24 protein-coding genes are annotated in these 23,280 nt (G+C 73.2%); 12 read left to right on the top strand and 12 right to left on the bottom strand.

Features of this window, described 5'->3' with window-relative positions:
• Positions 1-24 precede the first annotated feature (24 nt).
• Positions 25-1,128 carry a citrate synthase 2 gene (locus ACFYXU_RS05460; protein ID WP_329851260.1) on the bottom strand — a complete coding sequence of 368 codons (1,104 nt, stop codon included), beginning with the start codon at positions 1,126-1,128 and terminating at the stop codon, positions 25-27.
• A 222-nt stretch (positions 1,129-1,350) separates the two neighbouring features.
• Here ACFYXU_RS05460 and pdxH point away from each other — a divergent pair, with 222 nt between their 5' ends.
• The 3 genes from pdxH to ACFYXU_RS05445 all read left to right on the top strand — a co-directional run bounded on the left by pdxH (position 1,351) and on the right by ACFYXU_RS05445 (position 4,104).
• Positions 1,351-1,980, top strand: coding sequence for a pyridoxamine 5'-phosphate oxidase (gene pdxH, locus ACFYXU_RS05455; protein WP_376507489.1), 630 nt, complete (start codon positions 1,351-1,353; stop codon positions 1,978-1,980).
• Between the two features lie 367 nt (positions 1,981-2,347).
• Entirely contained in the window at positions 2,348-3,667 is a 1,320-nt protein-coding gene (locus ACFYXU_RS05450) for a PAS domain-containing protein (RefSeq protein WP_361393033.1), read from the top strand.
• Positions 3,668-3,798: 131 nt separating this feature from the next.
• A complete protein-coding gene (locus ACFYXU_RS05445; protein WP_376507385.1) occupies positions 3,799-4,104 on the top strand; it encodes a hypothetical protein in 306 nt (101 codons plus the stop codon).
• A 15-nt stretch (positions 4,105-4,119) separates the two neighbouring features.
• Here ACFYXU_RS05445 and ACFYXU_RS05440 read toward each other — a convergent pair whose 3' ends face one another.
• Positions 4,120-4,875 (bottom strand): SIS domain-containing protein, encoded by a 756-nt coding sequence (locus ACFYXU_RS05440; RefSeq protein WP_361393037.1) that lies wholly within the window; start codon positions 4,873-4,875, stop codon positions 4,120-4,122.
• Between the two features lie 174 nt (positions 4,876-5,049).
• Between ACFYXU_RS05440 and ACFYXU_RS05435 the strand changes: the two genes are divergently transcribed.
• On the top strand, positions 5,050-5,739 hold the full coding sequence (locus tag ACFYXU_RS05435; protein ID WP_329851255.1) for a metal-dependent transcriptional regulator: 690 nt from the start codon (positions 5,050-5,052) through the stop codon (positions 5,737-5,739).
• Between the two features lie 82 nt (positions 5,740-5,821).
• Here ACFYXU_RS05435 and ACFYXU_RS05430 read toward each other — a convergent pair whose 3' ends face one another.
• Entirely contained in the window at positions 5,822-6,589 is a 768-nt protein-coding gene (locus tag ACFYXU_RS05430; RefSeq protein ID WP_389456549.1) for a hypothetical protein, read from the bottom strand.
• Between the two features lie 451 nt (positions 6,590-7,040).
• Between ACFYXU_RS05430 and ACFYXU_RS05425 the strand changes: the two genes are divergently transcribed.
• Both ACFYXU_RS05425 and ACFYXU_RS05420 read left to right on the top strand, forming a co-directional pair.
• On the top strand, positions 7,041-8,036 hold the full coding sequence (locus ACFYXU_RS05425) for an alpha/beta fold hydrolase (RefSeq protein ID WP_376507386.1): 996 nt from the start codon (positions 7,041-7,043) through the stop codon (positions 8,034-8,036).
• An 84-nt stretch (positions 8,037-8,120) separates the two neighbouring features.
• Positions 8,121-9,338: a peptidase inhibitor family I36 protein gene (locus tag ACFYXU_RS05420; protein WP_389456546.1), complete on the top strand. Its 1,218-nt coding sequence runs from the start codon at positions 8,121-8,123 to the stop codon at positions 9,336-9,338.
• 52 nt (positions 9,339-9,390) lie between these two features.
• Here the strand turns inward: ACFYXU_RS05420 and ACFYXU_RS05415 are convergent, their stop codons facing one another.
• Positions 9,391-9,564, bottom strand: a complete 174-nt coding sequence (locus ACFYXU_RS05415; protein ID WP_389456544.1) for a DUF397 domain-containing protein — start codon at positions 9,562-9,564, stop codon at positions 9,391-9,393.
• On the bottom strand, positions 9,561-10,379 hold the full coding sequence (locus ACFYXU_RS05410; protein WP_389456542.1) for a helix-turn-helix domain-containing protein: 819 nt from the start codon (positions 10,377-10,379) through the stop codon (positions 9,561-9,563). The genes ACFYXU_RS05415 and ACFYXU_RS05410 overlap by 4 nt, the downstream gene beginning before the upstream one ends.
• 83 nt (positions 10,380-10,462) lie before the next feature.
• Between ACFYXU_RS05410 and ACFYXU_RS05405 the strand changes: the two genes are divergently transcribed.
• Complete coding sequence (locus ACFYXU_RS05405; protein WP_361393047.1) at positions 10,463-10,873, top strand: hypothetical protein; 411 nt, start codon at positions 10,463-10,465, stop codon at positions 10,871-10,873.
• Between the two features lie 102 nt (positions 10,874-10,975).
• Entirely contained in the window at positions 10,976-11,968 is a 993-nt protein-coding gene (locus ACFYXU_RS05400) for a hypothetical protein (protein ID WP_389456540.1), read from the top strand.
• Between the two features lie 36 nt (positions 11,969-12,004).
• Here the strand turns inward: ACFYXU_RS05400 and ACFYXU_RS05395 are convergent, their stop codons facing one another.
• The 3 genes from ACFYXU_RS05395 to ACFYXU_RS05385 all read right to left on the bottom strand — a co-directional run bounded on the left by ACFYXU_RS05395 (position 12,005) and on the right by ACFYXU_RS05385 (position 13,789).
• Positions 12,005-12,139 carry a hypothetical protein gene (locus ACFYXU_RS05395; RefSeq protein WP_361393051.1) on the bottom strand — a complete coding sequence of 45 codons (135 nt, stop codon included), beginning with the start codon at positions 12,137-12,139 and terminating at the stop codon, positions 12,005-12,007.
• Between the two features lie 91 nt (positions 12,140-12,230).
• Positions 12,231-12,794 carry a GNAT family N-acetyltransferase gene (locus ACFYXU_RS05390; RefSeq protein WP_389456538.1) on the bottom strand — a complete coding sequence of 188 codons (564 nt, stop codon included), beginning with the start codon at positions 12,792-12,794 and terminating at the stop codon, positions 12,231-12,233.
• A 23-nt stretch (positions 12,795-12,817) separates the two neighbouring features.
• Positions 12,818-13,789, bottom strand: coding sequence for a hypothetical protein (locus tag ACFYXU_RS05385; protein WP_389456536.1), 972 nt, complete (start codon positions 13,787-13,789; stop codon positions 12,818-12,820).
• Between the two features lie 54 nt (positions 13,790-13,843).
• Between ACFYXU_RS05385 and ACFYXU_RS05380 the strand changes: the two genes are divergently transcribed.
• The gene (locus tag ACFYXU_RS05380; protein WP_389456741.1) at positions 13,844-14,731 is read left to right on the top strand and encodes an aminoglycoside phosphotransferase family protein; all 888 of its coding nucleotides are present in this window, start codon (positions 13,844-13,846) and stop codon (positions 14,729-14,731) included.
• A 35-nt stretch (positions 14,732-14,766) separates the two neighbouring features.
• Here ACFYXU_RS05380 and ACFYXU_RS05375 read toward each other — a convergent pair whose 3' ends face one another.
• From ACFYXU_RS05375 to ACFYXU_RS05365, 3 genes are all read right to left on the bottom strand, one after another.
• On the bottom strand, positions 14,767-16,422 hold the full coding sequence (locus ACFYXU_RS05375; protein ID WP_389407529.1) for a transporter: 1,656 nt from the start codon (positions 16,420-16,422) through the stop codon (positions 14,767-14,769).
• The gene (locus ACFYXU_RS05370; protein WP_376507398.1) at positions 16,419-17,294 is read right to left on the bottom strand and encodes an ABC transporter ATP-binding protein; all 876 of its coding nucleotides are present in this window, start codon (positions 17,292-17,294) and stop codon (positions 16,419-16,421) included. Before ACFYXU_RS05370 ends, ACFYXU_RS05375 begins: the two co-directional genes overlap by 4 nt.
• A 72-nt stretch (positions 17,295-17,366) precedes the next feature.
• On the bottom strand, positions 17,367-18,032 hold the full coding sequence (locus ACFYXU_RS05365) for a bifunctional DNA primase/polymerase (protein ID WP_376507399.1): 666 nt from the start codon (positions 18,030-18,032) through the stop codon (positions 17,367-17,369).
• Positions 18,033-18,321: 289 nt separating this feature from the next.
• Between ACFYXU_RS05365 and ACFYXU_RS05360 the strand changes: the two genes are divergently transcribed.
• Together ACFYXU_RS05360 and ACFYXU_RS05355 are read left to right on the top strand one after the other, a co-directional pair.
• On the top strand, positions 18,322-19,704 hold the full coding sequence (locus ACFYXU_RS05360) for a transcriptional regulator (RefSeq protein ID WP_389456533.1): 1,383 nt from the start codon (positions 18,322-18,324) through the stop codon (positions 19,702-19,704).
• 122 nt (positions 19,705-19,826) lie between these two features.
• Positions 19,827-21,305 carry a hypothetical protein gene (locus ACFYXU_RS05355; protein ID WP_389456531.1) on the top strand — a complete coding sequence of 493 codons (1,479 nt, stop codon included), beginning with the start codon at positions 19,827-19,829 and terminating at the stop codon, positions 21,303-21,305.
• Between the two features lie 16 nt (positions 21,306-21,321).
• Here ACFYXU_RS05355 and ACFYXU_RS05350 read toward each other — a convergent pair whose 3' ends face one another.
• Complete coding sequence (locus ACFYXU_RS05350) at positions 21,322-22,593, bottom strand: ABC transporter substrate-binding protein (protein WP_389456530.1); 1,272 nt, start codon at positions 22,591-22,593, stop codon at positions 21,322-21,324.
• Between the two features lie 203 nt (positions 22,594-22,796).
• Between ACFYXU_RS05350 and ACFYXU_RS05345 the strand changes: the two genes are divergently transcribed.
• Complete coding sequence (locus ACFYXU_RS05345) at positions 22,797-23,240, top strand: hypothetical protein (protein WP_329851436.1); 444 nt, start codon at positions 22,797-22,799, stop codon at positions 23,238-23,240.
• Positions 23,241-23,280: the final 40 nt, after the last annotated feature.

Here is a 23,280-nt window from a genome sequence, read left to right as displayed (position 1 = left end):
CCGGCGCGTCATGCGCGTGGAGACCTACCGACCGGCAATGTCGCCGTAGCCCTCGATCTCACGCGGGTCCCGCTGGCCGGGGCCCGTGTAGAGCGCCGAGGGGCGCACCAGGCGCCCGGTCCGCTTCTGCTCCAGGATGTGCGCGGACCAGCCGGCCGTCCGCGCGCAGGTGAACATCGACGTGAACATGTGCGCCGGGACCTCGGCGAAGTCCAGGACGATCGCCGCCCAGAACTCGACGTTCGTCGCGAGCACCCGGTCGGGGCGGCGGTTGTGCAGCTCCTCCAGGGCGGCCTTCTCCAGGGCCTCGGCGACCTCGAAGCGGGGCGCGGCCAGCTCCTTGGCGGTGCGGCGCAGCACGCGCGCGCGGGGGTCCTCGGCGCGGTAGACGCGGTGGCCGAAGCCCATGAGCCGCTCGCCCTTGTCGAGGGCCTGCTTCACGTACGCGGTGGCGTCGCCGGTCCGCTCGATCTCCTCGATCATGCCGAGGACGCGGGAGGGCGCGCCGCCGTGCAGCGGGCCGGACATGGCGCCGACGGCGCCGGAGAGGGAGGCGGCCACGTCGGCGCCGGTGGAGGCGATGACGCGGGCGGTGAAGGTGGAGGCGTTCATGCCGTGCTCGGCGGCGGAGGTCCAGTAGGCGTCGACGGCCTTGACGTGCTTCGGGTCCGGCTCGCCGCGCCAGCGGATCATGAAGCGCTCGACGACGGACTCGGCCTTGTCGATCTCGCTCTGCGGGACCATCGGGAGGCCCTGGCCGCGCGCGGACTGCGCGACGTACGAGAGGGCCATGACGGCGGCGCGGGCGAGGTCGTCGCGGGCCTGCTCGGCGGAGATGTCGAGAAGCGGTTTGAGGCCCCACACGGGCGCGAGCATCGCGAGCGCGGACTGCACGTCGACCCGGATGTCACCGGAGTGCACGGGGATCGGGAAGGGCTCGGCGGCCGGCAGGCCCGGGTTGAAGGCGCCGTCGACGAGCAGGCCCCAGACGTTCCCGAAGGAGACGTGACCGACGAGGTCCTCGATGTCGACCCCGCGATAGCGGAGGGCGCCGCCCTCCTTGTCGGGTTCGGCGATCTCCGTCTCGAACGCGACGACTCCCTCGAGCCCGGGTACGAAGTCGGACATCAGGCGGCTCCTCTATCGATGATCGATCAACCGTGTTGGTCGATGGTGGGGAATCAACAGTCATCCAGCCCAAGAGTCTGTACGGTTCCGATGATGCGGGGAAGCGTGACATCCGGCACACTCCGCTGATTCGGCGAGAGAGGATTAGCGCCCCGTGGTGCCGGGCAGACTGGGCTGCTGCGGCAGGATGGCCCTGTGACCGACGCCCTGGACCCCGCCGACATGCGCGAGCAGTACCGCACCACGGAGCTCTCCGCGGCCGACCTCGCGCCCGAACCGATCGGCCAGTTCGCCCGCTGGTTCAAGGAGACCGCCGCGAACCCGGCGATCCACGAGCCGAACGCGATGATCGTCTCCACCGCGACCCCCGACGGCCGCCCGTCCTCCCGGACGGTCCTCATGAAGCACTACGACGCGGCCGGCTTCGTCTTCTTCACCAACTACGCCTCCCGCAAGGGCAGGGAGCTGGCGGCCAACCCGTACACCTCGCTGCTCTTCCCCTGGCATCCGCTGGCCCGCCAGGTCATCGTCACCGGCCGGGCGGTCCGGATCGCCCGCGAGGAGACGGTCGCCTACTTCCGCACCCGCCCGCACGGCTCCCAGCTCGGCGCGTGGGCCAGCCCGCAGTCCGAGGTGATCCCGTCCCGGGCGGACCTCCTGAACCGCTACGCCGAACTGGCCGCCCGCTACCCGGAGTCCGAGAAGGTCCCGGTCCCGCCGGAGTGGGGCGGCATCCGTGTCGTCCCGGAGGCGGTGGAGTTCTGGCAGGGCCACGAGAACCGCCTCCACGACCGGCTGCGCTACGTCCACGAGGAGGGCGCCGGCTGGCGGGTGGAGCGACTGGCCCCCTGACGGGGCCGGACACGCAGGCGACCCGTGAGTCTTGGCACCGTCCGCCTAGGTTCGGACGGAGCCGGCCGGCCGGACTGCCGGCGACTCACGGGTCGGGTGACTGCGTTGGTGTTCGGCAGAAGGCCTGCCGAGGTGCACAGAGTGCGACTGGCAGGCCTTAGCCCGCAGTCACCTCACGAGTCCGAAAAGAAATCATGTTTTCGGATCACCTCCTTTCGCGTGTACCCACAGCCTAGGAAGCGTCCGCACCCGGCTCAACCCATTTATTCGAGCCCCGGAACTCGCTGAACTTCGCACAACTTCGCGGAACAGGGGTGTGCCCTGCGTCACGTTGAAGTTGAATGGTCCCAGCATGGGGGGTGCCTGGATGAGTGCATTCACGGGGGCCACGAGCGACGCCGTGTCCGTCCCGGGGGCGGGGGCCGATCTGCTGGCCGCGCTGCTCGACGGGATGGACGCCGCGCTCTGCGCGTTCGACGCCGACGGGACGGTCACGCACTGGAACCGGGAGGCCGAGCGGATCCTCGGCTGGTCCGCCGGGGAGGCCGTGGGCCGGCGCGGATTCGAGGGGTGGGCGGCGCGCAGCGCCGACGCCGAGGAGACCCTGGGCCGGCTGATGGGGGCCATGAAGGGCCCCGGGCGGCAGGTCCACGAGTTCGTCCTGTTCCGCAAGGACGGCGGGCGGGTCCTCGTGCGGAGCCAGGCGGCCGGCGTGCGCGGCGCGGACGGCGCCCCGGCGGGCGTGTACTGCGCCTTCACCGAGGTCCACGTCCAGCTGGACCTGGAGCGCTCGGTGGCCCTCAGCGAGGCCCTGTTCGACGACGCCTGCTGGGGCGTCGTCCTCGTCGACGCCGATCTGCGCCCCGCCATGGTCAACGCGCACGCGGCCCGTGCCTTCGGGACCGGGCGGACGGTCCTGCTCGGGCGACCCCTGGGCGAGGTCGTCACGCACGGCGCCGAAGAGCTGGAGGCGGCCTTCCAGCACGTCCTGGCGGAGGGCACGCCGCCCGCGCCGGCCGAGGTGTGGGTGACGCTCGGGGCGGCCGGGGAGGAGCGGCGCCGGTGCTGGCGCAGCGGCTTCCTGCTGCTGTCCTCGCCGATGGCGGAGGAGCCCGTGCCGCTGGGGGTGGCCTGGCTGTTCCAGGACGTCACCGAGGAGCGGCTCGCGGCGCGCGCGGCGGACCGGCTGCGGTTCCGGTGGAGCCAGCTGCACCGGGCGGGCGCGGCGGCCGCGGAGTGCGAGGACCCGATGGAGGCGGCGACGGTCCTGCTGGACTTCGCGCTGGCCGGGTTCGCCGACCACGCGCTGGTGGACCGTCCGGCGGGGGAGCGGCGCCTCACCCGCGCCCTGGCGACGCCCGCGGGCGCCGCTCCTGGCCCGTCCTCGCCGGTCGTGGGCGGCGGCATCCCGCTGCGGTACGGGCCGAGGCACCCGGCGCTCCAGGCCTGGGACCGGGTCGGCACGGTGCGGGCGAGCGCGGGCCGCACCGCCGAGGTGTGGGCGGAGGCGCACCAGTGGCCGGGGGACGCGGCGCACGCCCTGTGCGTGGTCCTGCGCTCCCGGGGCCGGACGCTCGGCGTCCTGACGTTCCTGCGCGCGGCCTGCCGCAAGCCCTTCGAGCGCGAGGACGTGGTGTACGCGGAGTCGGTGGCGTCCCGGGTGGCGGCGGAGCTGGCGCTCGGCTGACCGGCAGGGAAGGGCGCCGGTTCCTGCCGGGGTCCGGCATGGTCGGCGCCCGGCGCCGGGGCGATGATGGGCCCACGTCCGAGAGAGACCGTGGGGGTGGCGCCGTGCTGGCGTGGGTGGTGGGAGCGGGCATGCTCCTGGGAGTGGTGGTGATCGCGCTGGGCGTGGTCACGTACCGGACGTACTGGGTCCCGCCCTGGTCGCGCGGGCACGTCAAGCGGCCCCGGCTGCTGGGCGGGGGGTCGGTGCTGACCGGGCTGGGGGTCCTCCTGCCGGGCCTGGTGTACTTCGGCGTCGTGCCGGACCCCTCCTGGGAGGCCCGGTTCTTCGGCGCGAACGCGCTGATGCTGTCCGGCCTCGCCTGCATCGCCGCGAGCCAGCTCCTGGGGCCGCCGCGCGCGAGGACCCCGCGCGGCGACGGCCCGGTGACGCCGTAGGGCCCGGCCCGGCGGCTAGTGCCGGAAGAAGATCCGGTCCGCGTACTCGGTCATCACGCGCCCGTTCCACTCGTGCCCGCCGTCGACGTTGCCCGAGCGCAGCAGCGGCGGCTCGATGCCGAGGCGGACCAGCTCCTCGGCGGCGGCGGCCATGGTGGCCTGCATGAGGGCGCTGGTGACGACGGTGGAGGCGGGCGCGAAGGGCGCCTCGATGCCCTCGTGGGTGAGCTCCGCGTCGCCGATGGCGATCTTCGAGTCGAGGACGATGTCGCAGTGGTCCTTGAGGTACGTCCCCGAGACGTGCCGGGACTTCGTCTCGGTGGCGTACGCGAGCGAGGTGACGCCGATGACGGTGAGGCCGAGCGCGCGGGCGTTCATGGCCATCTCGACGGGCAGGGCGTTGCGCCCGGACAGCGAGATGATGATGAGGACGTCCCCGGACTTGGCGGGGGACGAGTCGAGGACCGCTCCGGCGAGGCCGTCGACCCGCTCCAGGGCGGAGCCGAGGGTGGCGGGCATGACGTCGACGCCGACGACGCCGGGGACGGCGAGCAGGTTCATCAGGGCGAGGCCGCCGGCCCGGTAGACGACGTCCTGGGCGGCGAGCGAGGAGTGGCCCGCGCCGAAGGCGAAGAGCCGGTTGCCGCTCGCGACGGCCCCGGCGATCGCGGCGCCCGCGGCGGCGATCTCGGCGGAGTCCCCGTCGCGGACCTGCTGGAGCAGGTCGATCGCGGCGTCGAAGAACTGTCCGGCCAGCTTGCTCTCGCCCATCGCGGCGGCTCCTTCTCGTCGTGCTCCGGTAGTGGTTCTCGTCGCGGTCGCCGATCACGGTGCGGTCTGGACCATTGCTCTGTCAATACCGCCTCACCCCCGGCGCGGCCCGGTTGTCCGCCGGATGCGTCAGTATTGGTGCAGGGCCAGCGCACGACTCATCGAGGGGCACGTATGTCCGGACTGATCGACACAACGGAGATGTACCTCCGCACCATCCTCGAGCTCGAGGAAGAAGGTGTGGTCCCCATGCGTGCCCGGATCGCCGAGCGGCTCGACCAGAGCGGCCCCACGGTGAGCCAGACGGTGGCCCGGATGGAGCGCGACGGCCTGGTGGCCGTGGCGAGTGACCGCCACCTGGAGCTCACCGACGAGGGCCGCAAGCTCGCCACCCGGGTGATGCGGAAGCACCGCCTGGCCGAGTGTCTCCTGGTCGACGTGATCGGCCTGGAGTGGGAGCAGGTCCACGCCGAGGCCTGTCGCTGGGAGCACGTGATGAGCGAGGCCGTGGAGCGGCGCGTCCTGGAGCTGCTGCGGCACCCGACGGAGTCGCCGTACGGGAACCCGATCCCGGGTCTGGAGGAGCTGGGCGAGAAGGCGGAGGCCGAGGCGTTCCTGGACGACTCGATGGTGTCCCTCGCCGATCTGGACGCCGGCGGCGGCAAGACGGTGATCGTCCGGCGGATCGGCGAGCCGATCCAGACCGACGCCCAGCTGATGTACACGCTGCGGCGGGCGGGCGTGCAGCCCGGCTCGGTGGTGTCCGTGTCGGAGTCGGCGGGCGGCGTCCTGGTCGGCAGCAGCGGCGAGGCGGCCGAGCTGGACGCGGAGGTCGCGGCGCACGTGTTCGTCGCGAAGCGCTGATGCGGTAGCGCCGGCAGGAGCGCGGAAGGGGTGCCCGGAAGGGGCGCCCCTTCCGGCGTTTCCGGGCTCAGAGGTACCGGGCTCAGAGGTACGGGGCGAGGACGCCCCACAGGCTCAGCGCGAGCAGGCCGAGTGCGGCGAGGGCGCCGAAGAAGTACTGCGCGATCACGAAGGGGAGCCACTTCCGCTGGACGTGGCGGCCGGGCCACTGCGCGTCGTAGACGACCAGGATGTGCGGGGTCGAGTTGTTCGAGGAGTACTGGGAGAGCTCGTTGCCCTGGGTGTCGGTGAACTTGTAGTACGACGACCGCTTCCCGTTCGCGTAGACGTCCGCCGTGGCCCGGACGGTGACCCCGCGCCGGGCGAGCAGCCACCGGTCCCGGAGGTTGCTCGCGGTGGCGAGGACGCCGCCCAGGCCGAAGAGCGTGCCGAATCCGGCGAAGAAGGCGATGAAGCCCATCTCGCCGCCGTGTGCGGAGGTGGTCCACCAGACGTAGGCGGTGTAGGCGCCGACGAAGCCGAGGCTCCAGCCGAGCACCGACCACCAGCGGACCGCGCCCGTCTCGGCGGTGAGGGTGACCAGGGAGCTGCCGGCCGGGTCCCGCTCCTCGGGGAGGGCGGCGGTCAGGGCGGTCTGGAACAGGGTGGTGGCGGTCGGGTTGCCGCCCGTGATCCAGTGCGCGGCGCCGTCGGTCAGGACGAGCTTGAGGGACGTCTCGGTGTCCCGCCGGACGTCCTGGATCACGGCGAGGGGGATCTCCGTGCGCCGCTCGGTCGTCGTGATGACGACCCTCTCGGCTTCGAGGGCGGCGGAGTCGGAGCCCTTGGTGAGGATCTGAGGTGACAGCACACTCCGTGGACCCGCACGGGCGCGATCCGGTTGTACGGCTCCGGGTCACGAAGCCGCATCGGATCGGCCTCGGGAGCCCAACATCCCGGCGTGCGCCCCGTTTTACGCCGGAATCGCCACGCCCGCGCCCTCGCCGTGCCACGCTGGTGGTGGCCGGGCGCGGAGGGGGTGGGGCCATGAGGGCTACGGGCGGCAGAGGGCCCCGGCGCCTTCCGGCGCCGGGGCCTGTCCTCCCCTGTGCTGACCTGGAGCCCCGAGCTCTCAAGGTCATTCCCCTCGGACCCCTTTTCCCCGAGTGGTCCGCCTCCCGCTCAAGATCTCCCCTCGGCAGCGCGCGTCAATCCTTGAGCCCTGTCACTCGAACGAGGGGTGTTGTGCGGCAGGAGCGCATTTTCGAATGCGAGTTCGATAGTCTGGCGAGGTTCGACGGAAGAGAGGGGGTGCCGGATCCATGGCGCGACGACTCGACGTCACCGGAGCCGACGGCGTCCGGCTGACGGCCTGGGACCACATGGCCGGGCCCGCCGGCCGAGGAGCCGGGGAGCATCCGGCCGCACCCGACGGACGCGGCATCGTTCCCCAGCCCGGTCCGGACACCGCCCGCCCCGGCGGCCGGCCCGTCCCCCGGCCCGCGCGGGCCCCGCAGCAGCTCCCCCCGGCTCCGGAGGGCCGGGCCCCGGCGCCCGGAGTGTTACTCCTCCACGGCCTGATGGGCCACGCCGGACACTGGGCCCCCGCCGTCCGCCGCCTCACCGGCGGCCACCGGATCGTCGCCCTCGACCAGCGCGGCCACGGCGCCAGCGAGAAGCCCGCCGCCGGGCCCTTCACCCGCGAGGCGTACGTGGCGGACGCCGCCGCCGTCGTCGAGCAGCTCGGCCTCGGCCCGGTCACCCTCGTCGGCCACTCCATGGGCGCGCTCACCGCCTGGCAGCTGGCCGCCGAGCGCCCCGACCTGGTCCGCGCCCTCGTCATCTGCGACATGCGCGCCTCGGCCCTCGGCGCGGCCTCGCAGCGGGCCTGGCAGGACTGGTTCCGCCGCTGGCCCGCGCCCTTCCCGTCGCTGGAGGCCGTCCACCGCTGGTTCGGCGACGAGGACCCCTGGGTGGAGACCCCGAATCCGGCGCGCGGCGCGTTCTACGCCGAGGTGATGGCCGAGCACCCCGACGGCTGGCGGCCGGTCTTCGACCCGGAGCAGATGCTGACCTCGCGCGAGACCTGGGTCCACGACGCCCACTGGGACTCCCTTGCCCAGGTCCGCTGCCCCACCCTCGTCGTCCGCGGCCTCGACGGCGAGCTGGGCCGCGCGGAGGCCCAGGAGATGGTCCGGGTCCTGCCCCACGGGGCGTACGCGGAGATCCCCGACGCCGGCCACCTCCTCCACTACACCCACCCGGAGGCCTGGAGCGAGGCCGTGGAGCCCTTCCTGAACGGCGTTCTCACCCCCTGACGGCAGGGATTCGGCCACGGCGCGATACGGTCCCTCCCACGGCGCGTCGAGCAGCAGGTCTCCGCGCCGCTGGGAGGGAACTCGATGCGCAATTCCATGCTGCGGCGCGTGGCCACGATGGCCACGACGCTGGGGCTCACCACGCTCGGCCTCTTCGGCGCGGGCGCGGCGCCGGCGCAGGCGGCGATCCGCGACTGCCCGTCCGGCTACTTCTGTGCCTGGAAGTCCGACAACGGCACCGGCACGATGTACAAGACGAACGTGAACCGGGCGACGCTCGGCACGTGGGACGACTCCTTCAAGTCCGTCGTCAACCACACGAACAAGTACGCCTGCCTCTACGACGCCCCGAACTACGACGTCGACGGCGGCACCTCCATCTGGGCCCCGGACCCGGCGGGCACCGAGTGGGGCTACTCGTGGAGCAGCGTCAGCTCGGTGAAGTTCGTCCCGACCGAGCGCGAGTGCGTCCTGCCGCCCTACCCCGCGTGGGCCGCGTACACCGCGCCCAAGGCGGCGGGCTTCGGCGACATGAACGCCGACAGGAAGTCGGACGTCATCGTCCGCGACGAGGCCGGCCGCCTCTGGTTCCTGCCCGGCGACAACACCGGCCGCCTGGTCGGCACCGGCGGCTGGAACGCCATGAGCACCCTCACCCGGCACGGTGACCTCAGCGGCGACGGCCGGGAGGACGTCGTCGCCCGCGAGGCGACCACGGGCAAGCTGTGGCTCTACCCGGGCACCGGCACGGGCGCCCTCGGCAGCCGCAAGCTGATCGGTTCCGGCGGCTGGAACGCCATGAACCACATCACCGCCTTCGGCAACCTGACCGGCGACGCCCGCTCGGACCTCCTCGCCGTCGAGAAGTCCACGGGCAAGCTGTGGCTCTACCCGGGCACGGCCACCGGCCTCGGCGCCCGCAAGCTCATCGGCAGCGGCGGCTGGAACACCATGAACGCGCTGGTCGGCCCCGGTGACATGAACGGCGACAACCGGCCCGACCTGATCGCCCGCGAGGCCGCCACCGGCAAGCTCTGGTTCTACCCGGGCACCGCCACCGGCGGCGTCGGCGCGCGCGTGCTGATCGGCTCCGGCGGCTGGAACGCGATGGCCTCGTTCCTCCCCCTGGGCGACCTCAACGCCGACGGGCGCAACGACCTCGCGACCCTTTCGAACAGCAGCTACGTCGGCGAGGGATGCCGGGGCGTGGGCTGCCTCGTCCTGTACTCCGGCAAGGGCACGGGCGCGCTGTACGCGGGCGCCCCCGAGGACGAGAACTGGATGGACCTGAACGCGTTCTGATCCCCTGGCGCGAAGGAGGGCCTCCACCCGTCGGGTGGAGGCCCTCGACCCGTCAGACGGCCGAGACGAAGACGTCCCAGGCGGCGGGGGAGACCTCGAAGGACGGGAGGGCGGTGTTCTTGGAATCGCGGACGTGGACGGAGTCGGGCTGGGACGCGACCTCGACACAGTCGCCCTGCTGGTCGCTGCTGTAGCTGCTCTTGTGCCAGTTGAGGTCGGTGCTCATAGCTTTCGTGCCACCTGTTCGATGAGTCGTGCAGAGTCCGCCGGGCTGAAGGCTTGGGCCCGTAGCGCGCTGTAGCGGGCGAAGCAGTCCCCCACGTCCGGTTGTTCGCTGAGAAAGTACCTGCTGCCCTGCCCTTCGACATAGACGAGTTGATTGCGGCGCTCCTCAGTCTCAAGGAGCGTGAATGACCCGCTGAGTCCTGCATGAACCCACAGGTCGTCCGGCATGACCTGGATGGTCACGTTGCGCAGCTCAGCACACTCCCGGATGTGCAGCAGGTTCTCCCGAAGCACCTCTGGGCCGCCGATGGGCTTGGTGAGTGCAGCCTGCTCCACGACGAAGGTCACCAGAGGTGATGGCTTGCGGCGGAACAGCGCCTGCCGCTTGATGCGTGCCACCACACTGGCCTCTATGTCCTCGTCCTCCAGAGCGGGGACGGAACAGTTGAAGACGGCTCGTGCGTACGCAGGGGTCTGAAGCAGCCCGGGGATGAGCTGGACTTCGTACTTGTGGATGCCCGCCGCCTTGGCCTCTTCCTCCATGTAGTCCTCGAACCAGGCAGCGATTCCACTCGCCGCCACTTCTTCCGCCACCTTCAGAAGTGCACCTTGTGCACCCAGCATCCCGTCCGACAGCTCGACGAATCTGCCCCTCGGACGCCGCTGCCCGCGCTCGATCATGGCCACCTGGGACTTGGAATACCCGGCCCTCTGGCCCAGCGCCTCCTGCGAGACACCGGCCCGCTCCCGGTAGAAGCGCAACAAGGCGCCGAAAGCCTTGGCGGCGCCCACATTGCCTGTGTTCTCTTTGTTCACACCCGACCTCCCCGAGTGCACAGTCCTGCACAACCCGACTGTGTCCCTGGTCACAGAACACCACGCCCCGTCACGCTGAGCGCATGAATCAGCGCAACTCGTTTGGTGACGCGCCCGATTGGGTACCTGCGTCCGGTCACGCCCTCCGTCACGCCGGAGTGCACTTCGACGCCGTGCGGATCGGGGGCTTCCTCGGTGAGGACGTGGCGTACCGGCTGATGTCGTTCACGGACTTCCAGGCCGGGCCGATCGTCCGGGCGGTGACGGGGGAGCGGAACCACTACTTCCTGCTGCCGCCGCAGACCGCCGCCGCGCACGCGTGGCCGGCTCCGGCGCGGGCGTTGAGCCGGAACGGGCGGGGGGAGGCGTTCGTGGGGATTCCGGCGCTGCACGGTGTGACCTGGCCACTCGACTGGCGGTCGCGGCCGACGGTCGAAGATCCGTTCGTAGAGCCGGAGTTGTTGCATCACACGGTGAAGTGTGCGCTACGGTAAGCACATCATCACGCTCCGTGAGAAACGGAGCGGTCCCCGGTGGTGCGGCAACACCATGACCCGGGGACCTTCACTCCAGTGGAAGCTAGAGGTCCACCAGAAATGCTTCGGCATGTTATCGCTCCGGTTCAGTCCTTCACCAGGGTCTCGAACGGCGTCGTGCGCCATCCGCGTCTGAACAACGACGCGAAGCTCCTCCTCATCTACGTGCAGGGCCTCCCCGAGGACGCGAGCGCCAAGCCGCTCGGGGAGCACGCCACCGACCTGGGCATGCGGCCCCGGGCGTACCACCGGGCGAAGGAGTGCCTGGTGGAGAACGGGTTCCTGCACGAGTGGAAGTTCCAGAGCGGGCGCGGGTACTGGACGACGACGCAGCTGCTCTCCAACACCACCCTGACGAGTGAAGAGGCGGCGGCCGCCCGGGACGGGGTTCCGACCGGGTCTCCGGATGTCGGCGAACCGACCACCGGAAAGCGGAAACCCCGGCGGGCCGGAAGCCAACTACCGGTAGACAAAGACCTTGGAAGTAAGACCTCTCCCCACCCACCCACCGAAGAGCCGGCGCCGAAGCCGGAAGCGGAGGAACCGGCTCCGGAGGATCCGCCCTCGTCGGATCCCGAAGTCGTCCAGGCCGAGCGCCTGTTGCTGTCGCTGCGGCACCAGAACCGGGAGCTGCTGCTCGGGGTCCGGGAGGCCCGTGGCCTGGCCGAGGCGGCGGCGGAGTGGCTGCGGCGCGGGGTGTCGGCGGCGGATCTGCGGCACGCCCTGACGGCCCATCTGCCCCGGGCCGGTGTCCGCTCGGCGGTCGGGTTCCTGCGGCACCGGCTGACGGTGAAGCTCCCGGTCCCGCTGCTGCCGGAGGCCCCGACGCCCGAGGAGCGGCACGAACCCGCCCGACCCGCCCTGGTGACCTGCGAGGGCCCCGGCGACGAGCACGTCTTCCGTCCGGTCGGCGACGAGACGCACTGCGGCGCCTGCCGCATGGAACGGGCCCGTCGGGCGGCAGGGATCGGGCCCCGGGAGACCGCCCTGCGCCCGTCCTGGCGGACCCGCGTCGAAGAGGTACTGGCCGAGGGCGCCGCCCCCGCCGGGTGAGCGGGCCCCCGGGCGAGCCCGGTCCGCGGGGCCCGGCTAGCGCCGGTCCTCGCGGCCCCGCCGTACGTCGCGGCGGACGTCGTCGTAGACCATGCGCAGGTCGACGAACTCCAGCGCGTACCCCACGCCCCGCGCGACCCATCCGATGGCCCGCACCAGCACCTCGTCCATGACGGCCCGCCTTCCCCCGATTGCCTGTCACCTCTTCAGACTCGGTGGCGGGACGGGAGGTTGAGCCGATCTCACCGGCGGCCAGGCCCCGTCAGGGCCGTTCCAGTCGCCAGACCCGGTCCTCGCCCGTCTCCGCCGGGGTGGTGGGCTCCTGGGGGCGGCGGAGGGTGCCGTCGAAGCCGAGGCGGGCGGGGATCCCGGCGCTCGCGTGGTTGGCGGCGTCGTGGACGATCTCCACGGCCGTCACGCCGGGCAGCCGGAACGCCTGCTCGACCAGGGCGCGGGCGGCGCGCGTGGCGAGGCCCCGGCCGGTGACCGACGGGTGCAGCCAGTAGCCGATCTCGATCGTGCCGTCCGGGGTGTCGTCGAGCCGGTGCAGCCCGCAGGAGCCCACGATGGCGCCGTCGAGCACGACCGCGTAGCTGTACTGCTCCCCGCGCGCCCACAGCTCCGCCCGGCCGCCCAGGAAAGCGGCCGTCTCCTCCCGGCCGTGCCGGGCGGCCCACGGCATCCAGGGGCGCAGGTGCTCCACGGACTCGTCGATCACTCGGAAGAACTCCGGGAGGTCCGCCTCGCCCTCGAAGGCGCGGAGCGTCAGCCCGCCGGGGAGTTCGACGCGGGGGTCGGGGCCGGGCGAGGGCGGTGAGAGGTCCATGCGGCGAGGATCGTGCGGGCCGGTCACCGGGGCAACGGGATTTCGACGGGCTCCGGCGCGGTCGCGGGTGCGGGCCTGCGCAGGCGGGCGAGGTCGAGCAGGAGGAAGGCGACCGCCGTGCCGCACAGGATCGTGGACTGCGGGGAGGCGCTGACCCCTTCGAAGTTGAGGAAGCTCTGCAAGGCGCCGGCGAAGAGCGACCCGACCGCCACGTCCCCGACCGTGCCCTCCCCGGTGCGCAGGCTGCAACCGCCCGCCGTCAGCGCGAGCAGGCAGGAGATCATGAACGTCTTGCCCAGCTCGCCCTGCACGGTCGCGCCGATCTGGGCCGTGTAGAGCAGCCCCACGACCGTCGCGAGCAGGAACGACGGCAGGAACAGGTGGACCGTGACCCGCGACCACGTCTGCTCCCGCGCGGCGAGCCGGGCCTCCTGCCGGGGCAGGTACCAGGCCGTCACCAGGAACAGCGCGGCGGCGACCAGGGCGACGCCGGGGATCCCCAGGTCGTTGGAGGCCAGGCTGTTCAGGAGCGGCGCCCGGACGTTCGCCATCTGCTCCGGGGCGATGTCGGTGACCAGCTGGTCCGCGCCGATGAGGACGGCGACCGCGGAGAACAGGGCGTGCCCCGTCCGGGCGTGGAGCGAGAGGAAGCCGCTGAGGAACGCGAAGGGCACGGCCGCCAGGAGGGCGAGCAGCAGCCCGAGGAACATCGCCCCGTTGTCCTCACCGGTGCTGTTCACGCCGATGATGGCCGCGCCGAGCCCCGCCACGCCCACCGTCGCCGGTTCGATGCGGCCGCCGCGCAGCAGCAGGAGCTGGGAGAGGGCGAGGACGCCGGGTATCGCCGCGGCCGTGACGACGCCCAGGAGCAGCCCGTCGGCCTGCCCCGCCTCCACGGCGCAGGCGACGGTCAGGGCGAGCGTGGCGGCGCCGACGACGCCCCGCCAGATCCCCTGACCCCGCCGGGTCGCGGTGGCCGGTGCGGTGTTCTCCATGCGTAGGCTCCCAGCCGTTCGGTCGATCGGAGGAGAGACATCATGGGGGACGCGATGGACCACGATGAGGGTTTGGTGCGAACCCTGCTCCAGGAGCAGCATCCGGACCTCGCGGAGCTGCCGCTCCGGCCGGTCCCGGGCGGCTGGGACAACCAACTCTTCCGGCTCGGCGACGCCTTGGCCGTACGGATGCCCCGGACCGAACGGGCCCCCGGGCTGCTGCGCAAGGAGCTGCGCCGGCTGCCGCACCTCGCCCCGCTGCTCCCGCTGCCCGTCCCCGTGCCCGTGCGCGCCGGGGAGCCGTCCGCGCGCTTCCCCGGCACCTGGACGGTGGCCCGCTGGGTCCCGGGCGAGCCGGCCGACGCCGTCCCCGTCACGCGCGGCGACCACGCGGCCGGGACGCTGGCGGACTTCCTGCGGGCGCTGCACCGCGAGGCCCCCGGCGACGCGCCCGCCAACCCCGACCGGGGGGTGCCCCTCGCGGGCTTCGCGGCCGGGTTCGAGGAGGGTCTTGAGCTGCTGGCCGCGCACGCCGACCCGGGGGCCGTGCGGCGGGTCTGGGAGGACGCCCTCGCGGCCCCCGGCCCGCAGGGGCCGCCGGTGTGGCTGCACGGCGACCTGCACCCGGCGAACGTGGTCGTCGCGGACGGCACCCTCGCCGGTGTCCTCGACTTCGGCGAGCTCTGCGCGGGCGACCCGGCGACGGACCTCTCGGCCGCCTGGCTGCTGCTGCCGCAGGGGGCGGCCGACCCGTTCCTCACGGCGTACGGGAGGGCCGACGAGGCCGCCGTCCGGCGCGCCCGGGGCTGGGCCCTGCTCCGCGCGGCCGGTCTGATCGCCATCGGCCGCGCGGGCGACCGCGGTCTCCCGGGCGGGAAGCCCACCTGGGGCCCGGCGGGGCGGGCCGCCCTCGGCCGGGTGCTGGCGCACGGAGCGCGCTGAGCCCCGGTCCGGGACGGGCCCGTCCTCGCGCGCGCCTACCCCTTGCTGACCGCCACCAGGATCTCCGGCAGGCGCTTCGCCGCGATCGGGGCGGCCAGCTTCAGGCCCCCGAAGGTGAGGAGCGCGCCGTAGAGCAGCCCCGCCGGAAGGAGCAGCCACAGCAGGGACTGCTGGTCGGAGACGTGCAGGTAGATCGTCGCCGCGATGAGCGGGGAGCACAGCACGCCGGCCGAGACCATGCCGCCCAGGATCGAGATCCAGGCCAGCCCGCCCTGCCCCGGCGCGACGTTCTTGTAGCCGCTGTCCTGCGGGATCGAGTACGGGAAGCGCGCCGACGTCAGCGCGCCCGTGCCGACCATCGCGCCGAGCAGGCCGAGGGCGAGCCCGAGGGCCTCGGGGATCTGCTGCCACGCGCCGAGGACCCCGGCCGTCACGCCCGTCACGAGGACCGTGAACGGCAGCGTGATCACGAGCAGGGCCTGCGCCCGCGCCCGGAGTTCGACGTAGGCGTCGGCCTTCGTGGAGATGGTCTGCGCGACCATCCAGAAGGCCGAGCCGTCCTGCCCGAACTGGTTGTACATCAGCATGCCGAGCATGCCGGAGGCGAAGCACGCGAAGTAGATCGAGCCGCCGCCCTGGAAGGCGTTGAAGAGGGGGACGATCAGACCGATGGCGAGCGAGGTCACCCACGAGGCCTTCGTCTTCGGGTCGCGCCACACGTACCGCAGGCTGCGCTCCATGACGGCGCCGGTCTGCCCGCCCGGCAGGATCCGGGCGAGCAGGCCCGAGCCCGCGGCCTTCTCCTCGGCGCCCGCGTCCGAGGCCGCGCCGATCGTGGAGCCGTCCGGCTCGACCATCAGCCGCACCAGGCTCCGCTGCCACCAGGACAGGAGCGCCGCCAGGGCAGCGACCGTGAGCAGCAGCCGGGCCGCCGCCACCGCGTAGTCGCCCCGGCTCGCCGAGTCGACCGCGCCGATCGCGGCGGCCGGCGGGAGCCAGCCGACGACGGCCGTGGCCGGTTCGAGGGCTCCCAGGCCGCCGGACTGGCCGAGCCGCTGCGCGGCGAAGTTCACGAACTGCATGCCGACCGCGATGATCAGACCGCTCAGCAGGGCCAGGTCCCGGCCCTTGCGCGAGGTCAGCAGCCGGATGTTGGCGGCGGCCACGGCCCGGGACAGCGCCACGCACGTCACCGCGGTGAGCGGGACGGCGAGGACGGCGAGGACGGTGGCGACCGCGCCGTGCGCCACGGCCAGGACCGCGCCCACGGCCAGGGCGGTGGTGAGGACCGGGCCGACGCCGACGAGGGAGGCCACGAGGAGCGCCCGGACCAGCGGCCGGGGCAGCAGCGGCAGCATCACGAGCCGCGAGGGGTCGAGGGTCTCGTCCCCGCTCGGGATGAACAGCGGCATGAACGTCCAGGACAGCGCGAGGACCCCGACGAGGAGGACCGCGACGGTGTCGGCGTCCTCGTGGCCCCGGAGCAGGGCGAAGCCCAGCACCGTGCCGGCGGCGAAGAGGGCGCCGAAGACGATCGTCACGATGTACGCGGCGGTCCGCCCGCCGGACTGCCGCAGCCCGTTCTTCAGCAGCGACAGCTTGAGCCGTACGAAGACGGACGTGAGCGACGGCGCGGCGGCGGCCGTCGGCACGGGGGAGGCGGTCGGCAGGGGGGAGGCGGTGGCGCTCATCGCTGCGTACCGCCCGTGCCCGAACCGGCGGCGCCGGAGCCGCCGCCCAGCCAGTCCAGGGAGTCCCCGGCGGCCGCGCGGCCGTTCGCGCCGACCAGCTCCAGGAAGGCCTCCTGGAGGGAGGACGCCGAGCCGCGCACCTCGGCGAGCGGGCCCTGGGCCCGGATCTGGCCGCCCGCCATGACGGCGACCCAGTCGCAGAGGGACTCGACGAGCTCCATGACGTGGCTGGAGAAGACGACGGTCGCGCCGGAGGAGGTGTACCGCTCCAGGACGCCGCGGATGGTCTGCGCGGAGACCGGGTCGACGCCCTCGAAGGGCTCGTCGAGGAAGAGGACCTCGGGGTTGTGGAGGAGCGCGGCGGCGAGGCCGATCTTCTTCCGCATGCCGGTCGAGTAGTCGACCACCAGCTTGTTCTGCGAGCCGGTCAGGTCCAGCACGTCGAGGAGCTGCGCCGCCCGCTTGTCGACCTCGGCGCCGGGCAGGCCCCGCAGCCGGCCGGTGTAGGCGAGCAGCTCACGGCCCGAGAGGCGCTCGAAGAGCCGCAGTCCCTCCGGCAGGATGCCGATGCGGGCCTTGACCTGGGCGACCGACTCCGGGTCGGCCCACACGTCGTGCCCGGCGACGAGGATCCGGCCGTGATCGGGCCGCAGCAGGCCGGTGATCATGGAGAGGGTGGTGGTCTTGCCGGCGCCGTTGGGCCCGACGAGTCCGATGAACCGGCCCGCGGGCAGGACGAGATCGATCCCGTTCACCGCGATCTGCTGGCCGAAACGCTTCCACAGCCCCTCGACCTGCACGGCGGGCACCGCACCTTCCCCCGGTGCGGTGCCCGCCTTGTCGTACGCTCCGTCAAATGCCTGGTCAGGCATGGTCCGTCAACCTCTCGGTCGTCCCCGTGCTTACGGGGACACCCTAAGGGCGGGACCGGCCGGGCCCCCAGGTCATGGCGTACGGCTTCGCGCCTCCGCCGCTTCCCGGCCACACGCGTACGCGAGGGCGCTGATCAGCTCCTCGGCGTCGGGCAGCCAGCGGTTCGCCTGGGTGGGGCGCCGGGCCCACTGCACGGCGCCGCAGCCGCCGATGCGGGTCGGCGGGGCCGCCACGTAGTGGCCCTCGCCGCGCGTGGTGAGGTCGACGGCGGCCGGGGCCCAGCCGAGCTTGCGGACGAGGTCCGGCACCTTGGTCGCGGCACCGGGCAGGACGAAGAAGTACATCCGGCGGTCCGGGGTGCAGGTGACCGGGCCGAGCGTCAGCTCCATCCGCTCCATGCGGGCGAGGGCCAGGAAGCCGGCGGACTCGGACACCTCGATCGCGTCGAAGGTGCGGCCGGTCGGCAGCAGGATCGACGCCTTCGGCGTCTTCGACCACATCCGCCGCGCCCCGACCCCGCTCCCGGTCGCCTGGGTCGACCAGTCGGGCCGGACCGCGTGGGCGCCGGGCACGGCGCACTCGTCCGCGCCGCAGGAGCAGCGCTCCCTGCCCTCGACGGCTTCCAGCCAGGTCCCGGGAAACACGTCCCAGTGCCGCTCCTCCGCGTACCGCACGGCGCTGTCCAGCAGCTGCTCGCCCCGCTGCTCGGGGATCGGCGCGGCTTCCCTGACTCCCATGGTCTCTTCCACGGACAGCACAACTGCCCCCGTCACCTGGGGTTACGGGCGCGGCGGTCGCCGCGTTGACGCATCGATCCTGCACGCGGGGCGCATGGGTGCACGAGCGGGGGCGCGTGGAGGACCGGGGAGCGGGGGTGGGTACGCAGAGGTGGGGGGCGTGGGTGGAGAGGCGTTTCTTCTCGTGACCGACGTGTCCGGTTTCGCGTGTTCACATCTGCATTGACCGCATATTCGCCGGGCATTGATCAGTTCTCTCGTGATCACCGCACGGCCTCAGGGGGTACTCATGGCAGCCAGGCCACTCGTTCCGCGTCAGCTCAACGAACGGCTCCAGTCGCTCATCCAGGAGGCCGGCTGCTCCAACGCCGGCCTCGCCCGCAGGGTCAACATGGTCGGCGCGGAGCGCGGCCTCGACCTGCGTTACGACAAGACGTCGGTGGCGCGCTGGCTGCGCGGCCAGCAGCCGCGCGGCCGGGCGCCCGGGATCATCGCCGAGGCGATCGGCCGCAAGCTGGGCCGCTCGGTCACCATCGACGAGGTCGGCATGGCCAACGGCCGGAACCTCGCCGCCGGGGTCGGGCTCCAGTTCGCGCCGACCGTGCCCGGGGCGATCGAGCAGGTCTGCGAGCTGTGGCGCAGCGACGTGGGACGCCGGGACTTCCTCAGCGGCTCCACGGTCGCGGCCTCGGCGCTCGTCGAGCCCAGCAGAGACTGGCTGATCACCGGTCCCGATCCGCACGTGGCCCGGATGGCGGGGGCCCGGGTCGGGGTCGCGGACGTGGCGGCCGTGCAGGAGATGACGGCCGCGCTCGTCGACCTCGACCGGCGCTTCGGCAGCGGCCACGTGCGGCCGGTGGTCGTGCACTACCTCAACAGCGTGGTGTCGGGGATGCTCTCCGGCTCCTACCGGGAGGCGGTGGGGCGCCGGCTCTTCGCCGCGGTCGCCCGGCTGACCGAACTCGCCGGGTACATGGCGGTGGACACCGGCGAACCGGGCCTCGCGCAGCGGTACTACATCCAGGCGCTGCGCCTCGCGCAGGCGGCGGGCGACCGGGGATACGGCGGCTACGTGCTGGCCGCCTCGATGAGCCACCTCGCGGCCCAGCTCGGCAACCCGCGGGAGATCGCCCAGTTGGCGCGGGCGGCGCAGGAGGGCACGCGCGGGAAGGTGCCGCCGCGCGCGGAGGCGATGTTCCTCGCGGCGGAGGCGCGCGGGCACGCCCTGATGGGAGACGTGCGGGCCTTTGACGCGGCGGCGGGCCGGGCCGCGGCGGCGCTCGACCGGGCCGATCCGGCGGCGGGCGACGACCCGGCGTGGATCGCCCACTTCGACGCGGCCTACCTCGCGGACGAACTGGCGCACTGCCACCGGGACCTGGGGCAGGCGGACGCGGCGGCGCGGGCGGCGCGGGAGTCGATCGCCGGGCATCCGAAGTCGCGGGCGCGGCGGCGCGCGATCGGGCTCGCGCTGCTCGCCGCGGCGCAGGTCCAGCAGCGGGAGGTGGAGCAGGCCTGCCGCACGGGCACGAAGGCGCTCGAACTGCTGGGCACGCTGCGGTCGTCGCGGGGCGCGGAGTACCTGGACGATCTGAGGGAGCGCCTGGAGCCCTACGCGGGGGAGGCGGTGGTGCGGGAGTTCGGCGCGCGGATGGAGCTGTACGCCGCGTAGAGGCCCGCGGCCGTTTCGTGAACGGCTTGTGTAACCGGGCTCACACGTGTGTGCGGACCCGTGTCGGCACCCGGTAGCGTGAGTCGACGATTCCGTAGGTTGGTCCATCAGTGGGAGTCCCGGTGACGCAGAACGGACAGGGTCCGGAGCAGGGCGGCGGTCAGCCGTGGGGCGGCGCCTGGGGTCCCGCCGGTGGCCCGCCGGGCGGGCAGCCGCTGCCGCCCGCGCAGCCGCTGCCCCCGGAGGCGCCGCAGGCCGCCGCCGACATGCAGTCCACCCAGTACCTGCCGCCTATACCCCCGCAGCAGGGCGCGCCGCAGCCCGGCTACGGCTACCCCGGGCCGGGTGCCCCGGCCGCCGGCGACCTCCAGGCGACCCAGCACATCCCGCCGGTGTCCGGCGGGATGCCGCCGGCGCAGGGGATGCCGCCGCAGCAGGGCGGGATGCCGCCGGCCCAGGGCGCCCCGCAGGCGGGGTACGGCTACCCGGGGCCGGGCGCCCCGCAGCCGGGCTACGGCTATCCGGGACCGGGCGCCCAGGGCGCCCCCCAGCCGGGCTACGGTTACCCGCACCCCGGCGCCCCGTCCGCCGGCGACCTCCAGGCCACGCAGCACATCCCCCCGGTGCCGCCGCAGCAGGGCGGGGGCTCCGACACCCAGTTCCTCGGCACGGGCCCGCTCGCCCACCAGGGGCCCGGTCCGGCCGGCGCCTCGGACGCGACCCAGTACATCGCCCCCGTGCCGCCGCAGGAGCCCGGTGAGCGGCAGCCGCCCGCCGAGTTCGACAGCCTCTTCCGCACGGAGGCCCCCCGGCCGCCCCAGCAGCAGCGCGCGCCGCAGGGCTACCAGCAGCCGGGCCCGGCCCCGTACCAGCAGCACCAGCAGCAGCCTCCGCAGCCGCCGCAGCAGCAGTTCGGCTTCCAGGACGCGTACTACGAGGACGAGGAGCCCGCGCCGCGCCGCAAGTCGCCGGTCGCGCTGATCGCCGCCGTCGTCGTCGGCTGCGCGGTCGTCGGGCTCGGCGCCGGGGCGCTGCTCAGCGGCGGCGACGAGGAGAAGGACCCCAAGACCGGCGGGCAGAACGTCGCGGCGAGCTCGGCCGCGCCCTCGGCCCCGGCCGAGAAGCCCGCGGAGAAGCCGGCCGACCCGGCCGAGCCGCAGGCGAAGGAGCTCAGCAAGCTCCTCGCGACGAGCAGCAGCAGCCGCGAGACGGTGATCAGCTCGGTCGCGGCCATCAACCAGTGCAAGGACCTCGACCAGGCGGCGAGCGACCTGCGGGGCGCCGCCGAGCAGCGCCGGGGCCTGATCGCCAAGCTCCAGGCGCTGTCCGTCGACAAGGTCCCGGACAACGCGGCGCTCACGGCGTCCCTCACCAAGGCCTGGCAGGCCTCGGCCTCCGCCGACGACCACTACGCCGCCTGGGCCGACCAGATGAAGGCGAAGAAGGCCTGCAAGGGCGGCAAGGCCCACTCGACCAGCCAGCGGACCGCGGGGGACGCGAAGAGCGGCGAGGCCACCCAGGCCAAGAAGTCGGCGGCCGGGCTGTGGAACCCGACCGCCGCGAAGTACGGCCTGGAGAAGCGGAGCTGGACGCAGCTCTGAGGGCCGAGCCCGGAGGCTAGCGGGCGCTGAGGACGGTCTCGCCGACGTCGACGAAGCCGGGCTTCTGCGCCACGAGCCGCCCCTGGCGCACCACCTGGAAGGTCACCTCGCGGTTGACGATCCGGGTGAAGCCGGGGGCGCCGAGCATGTCCTCGTACTTCCAGCGCAGGCCGGGGGTGAGGCCCCCGGTGTCGATCCGCTCGCCCCGGTCGAGGGCGTGGCTGATCTGCCCGGCCGTGACCGTGTCCGCGTCGAGCCCCTCGACGACGTCCTTGAGGACCGTGTAGGCGATCCACGTGGTCTGCACCCCGGCGTCGGCCGGGTCGACCCGGTTGTCGGCGAAGGCGTACTCCTGGATGACCTTGCGCATCGGTGCCCAGCTCCGGTCGCCCGCCTCCGGGTACCAGCCGGTGACGAAGGCGCCCTCGAAGGGGCTGTGCGGGCCGCCGGTGCGGTCGATGACGGGCTGGTCGACGCTGCCGAGGACCGAGGAGATCCGAACGGTCCCGGGCTCGCCCTCCTGCTCGGGGAGCCGCCGGAAGGAGTCGAAGAAGGTCTGGGTGCGCTCGCCGAGGACGGCGGTCACGCAGCCCTTCTCGTCGCCGGCCCGGGTGCGGGCGCGGCCGGCCTGCCGGGTGTACTCGGCGGCGTCCTCCTGGGCCGGGATGTCGACGGCGCTGCGGTGACTCGCCCGGCGCAGGCCGGAGTTGAGGAGCTGGGGGAGCTTGTCCCCGGCGGTGGTGTCGGGGCGGACGAGGGAGACCCGCTCGCAGGATCCGGCGAGCTGCATGCCGTGCCCGGCGATCAGGGAGGCCACGCCGCCGTTGACGGGGTACGAGAGCGGGCTGGTGAACTCGTCCTCGGCGATGCCGTAGCCGCCGATGTACGGGATGCCGGCGGCCTCCAGCGGGGCCATGAAGGCGCGGCCGTTCTGGCTGTACGAGCCGACGACGGCCACCGCCTTCTCGCGCACGGCCCGGCGGGCGCAGGCGGCGGCGCCGGAGGGGCTGTTCTGCTCGTTGCAGGTGAGGACGCGCAGCTCGTGCCCGTCGATGCCGCCCCGGGCGTTGACCCACCGGGCGTAGGTCTGCGCCATCGCGGGCATTCCGGGCATGTTCGTCGCGCGCGTCCGGTCCGGAGCCCACGTCATCACCGTGACGGGCTCCCTGGAGCCCCCCGTGGCCCCAGGGAGCACGCCACAGCCGGTGAGCAACGACGCTCCCGTCGCCGCGGTCGTGACGTACGCGAGGAGTGAGATCAGTCGCTTACCGGTCATGGGTACGCACATTTCCGCCCCACGGGTAACGCGGGAGTGAGCATGGTTCAACGGTGGGTGACGTGAAGGTGAATTACGGGGGTCCGTGCCCTGATGAGGAGGGGGCGAGTCCGCTTGTCCGACCCGGAACGTACGATCGAAACGTGTCCAGTCCAGTCCCCAGTCCAGTCTCCGGTTCGGTGAACTCTTCCCGTCGCGGCCGTCGCTCCTCCACCATGGGCGGCATGCCGCTCAACGACATGCCGTGGTGGCGCTGGCGCAGCAACGTGCGCTCGGCGCTGCACATGCTCTCCGACCCCGGATTCCACGAGACGACCTGGCTCACCGGCCGGGAGGGGTACGGCGACGTCACCGACGCCGTCTACCGCCTCGTCGAGGACACCTGGCTCGACAACTGGTCCGCCGAGAAGTACGTCGGCTCGATCTTCCGGGACTCCGGCGAGGCCGCCCTCGTCGACGTCGCCGTCCTCCGGGTGCTCCGCATCATGCACCAGGTGGGCCCGGACGCCCAGGTCTCCGCCTACCTCCAGCACCCCGGCTGGCCCGAGGCCGTGCGCGCCGCCCGCGAGGCGCACGTACGCCTCGCGCACGCCGACGGCGAGGACCCCGACACGCCCCCGCGCTCCCTCGACGTGCTCCATGTCATGACCCGGTCCTGAGCCGTTCCGCCTGGCGGACGGTGGTCCGTCCGGCGGGGCG

Origin of the sequence: Streptomyces sp. NPDC002232 (assembly GCF_042890295.1) — a bacterium.
GTDB lineage: Bacteria > Actinomycetota > Actinomycetes > Streptomycetales > Streptomycetaceae > Streptomyces.
The sequence above is the reverse complement of the archived record's forward strand: the minus strand, read 5'-3'. Positions and strand labels throughout refer to the sequence as shown.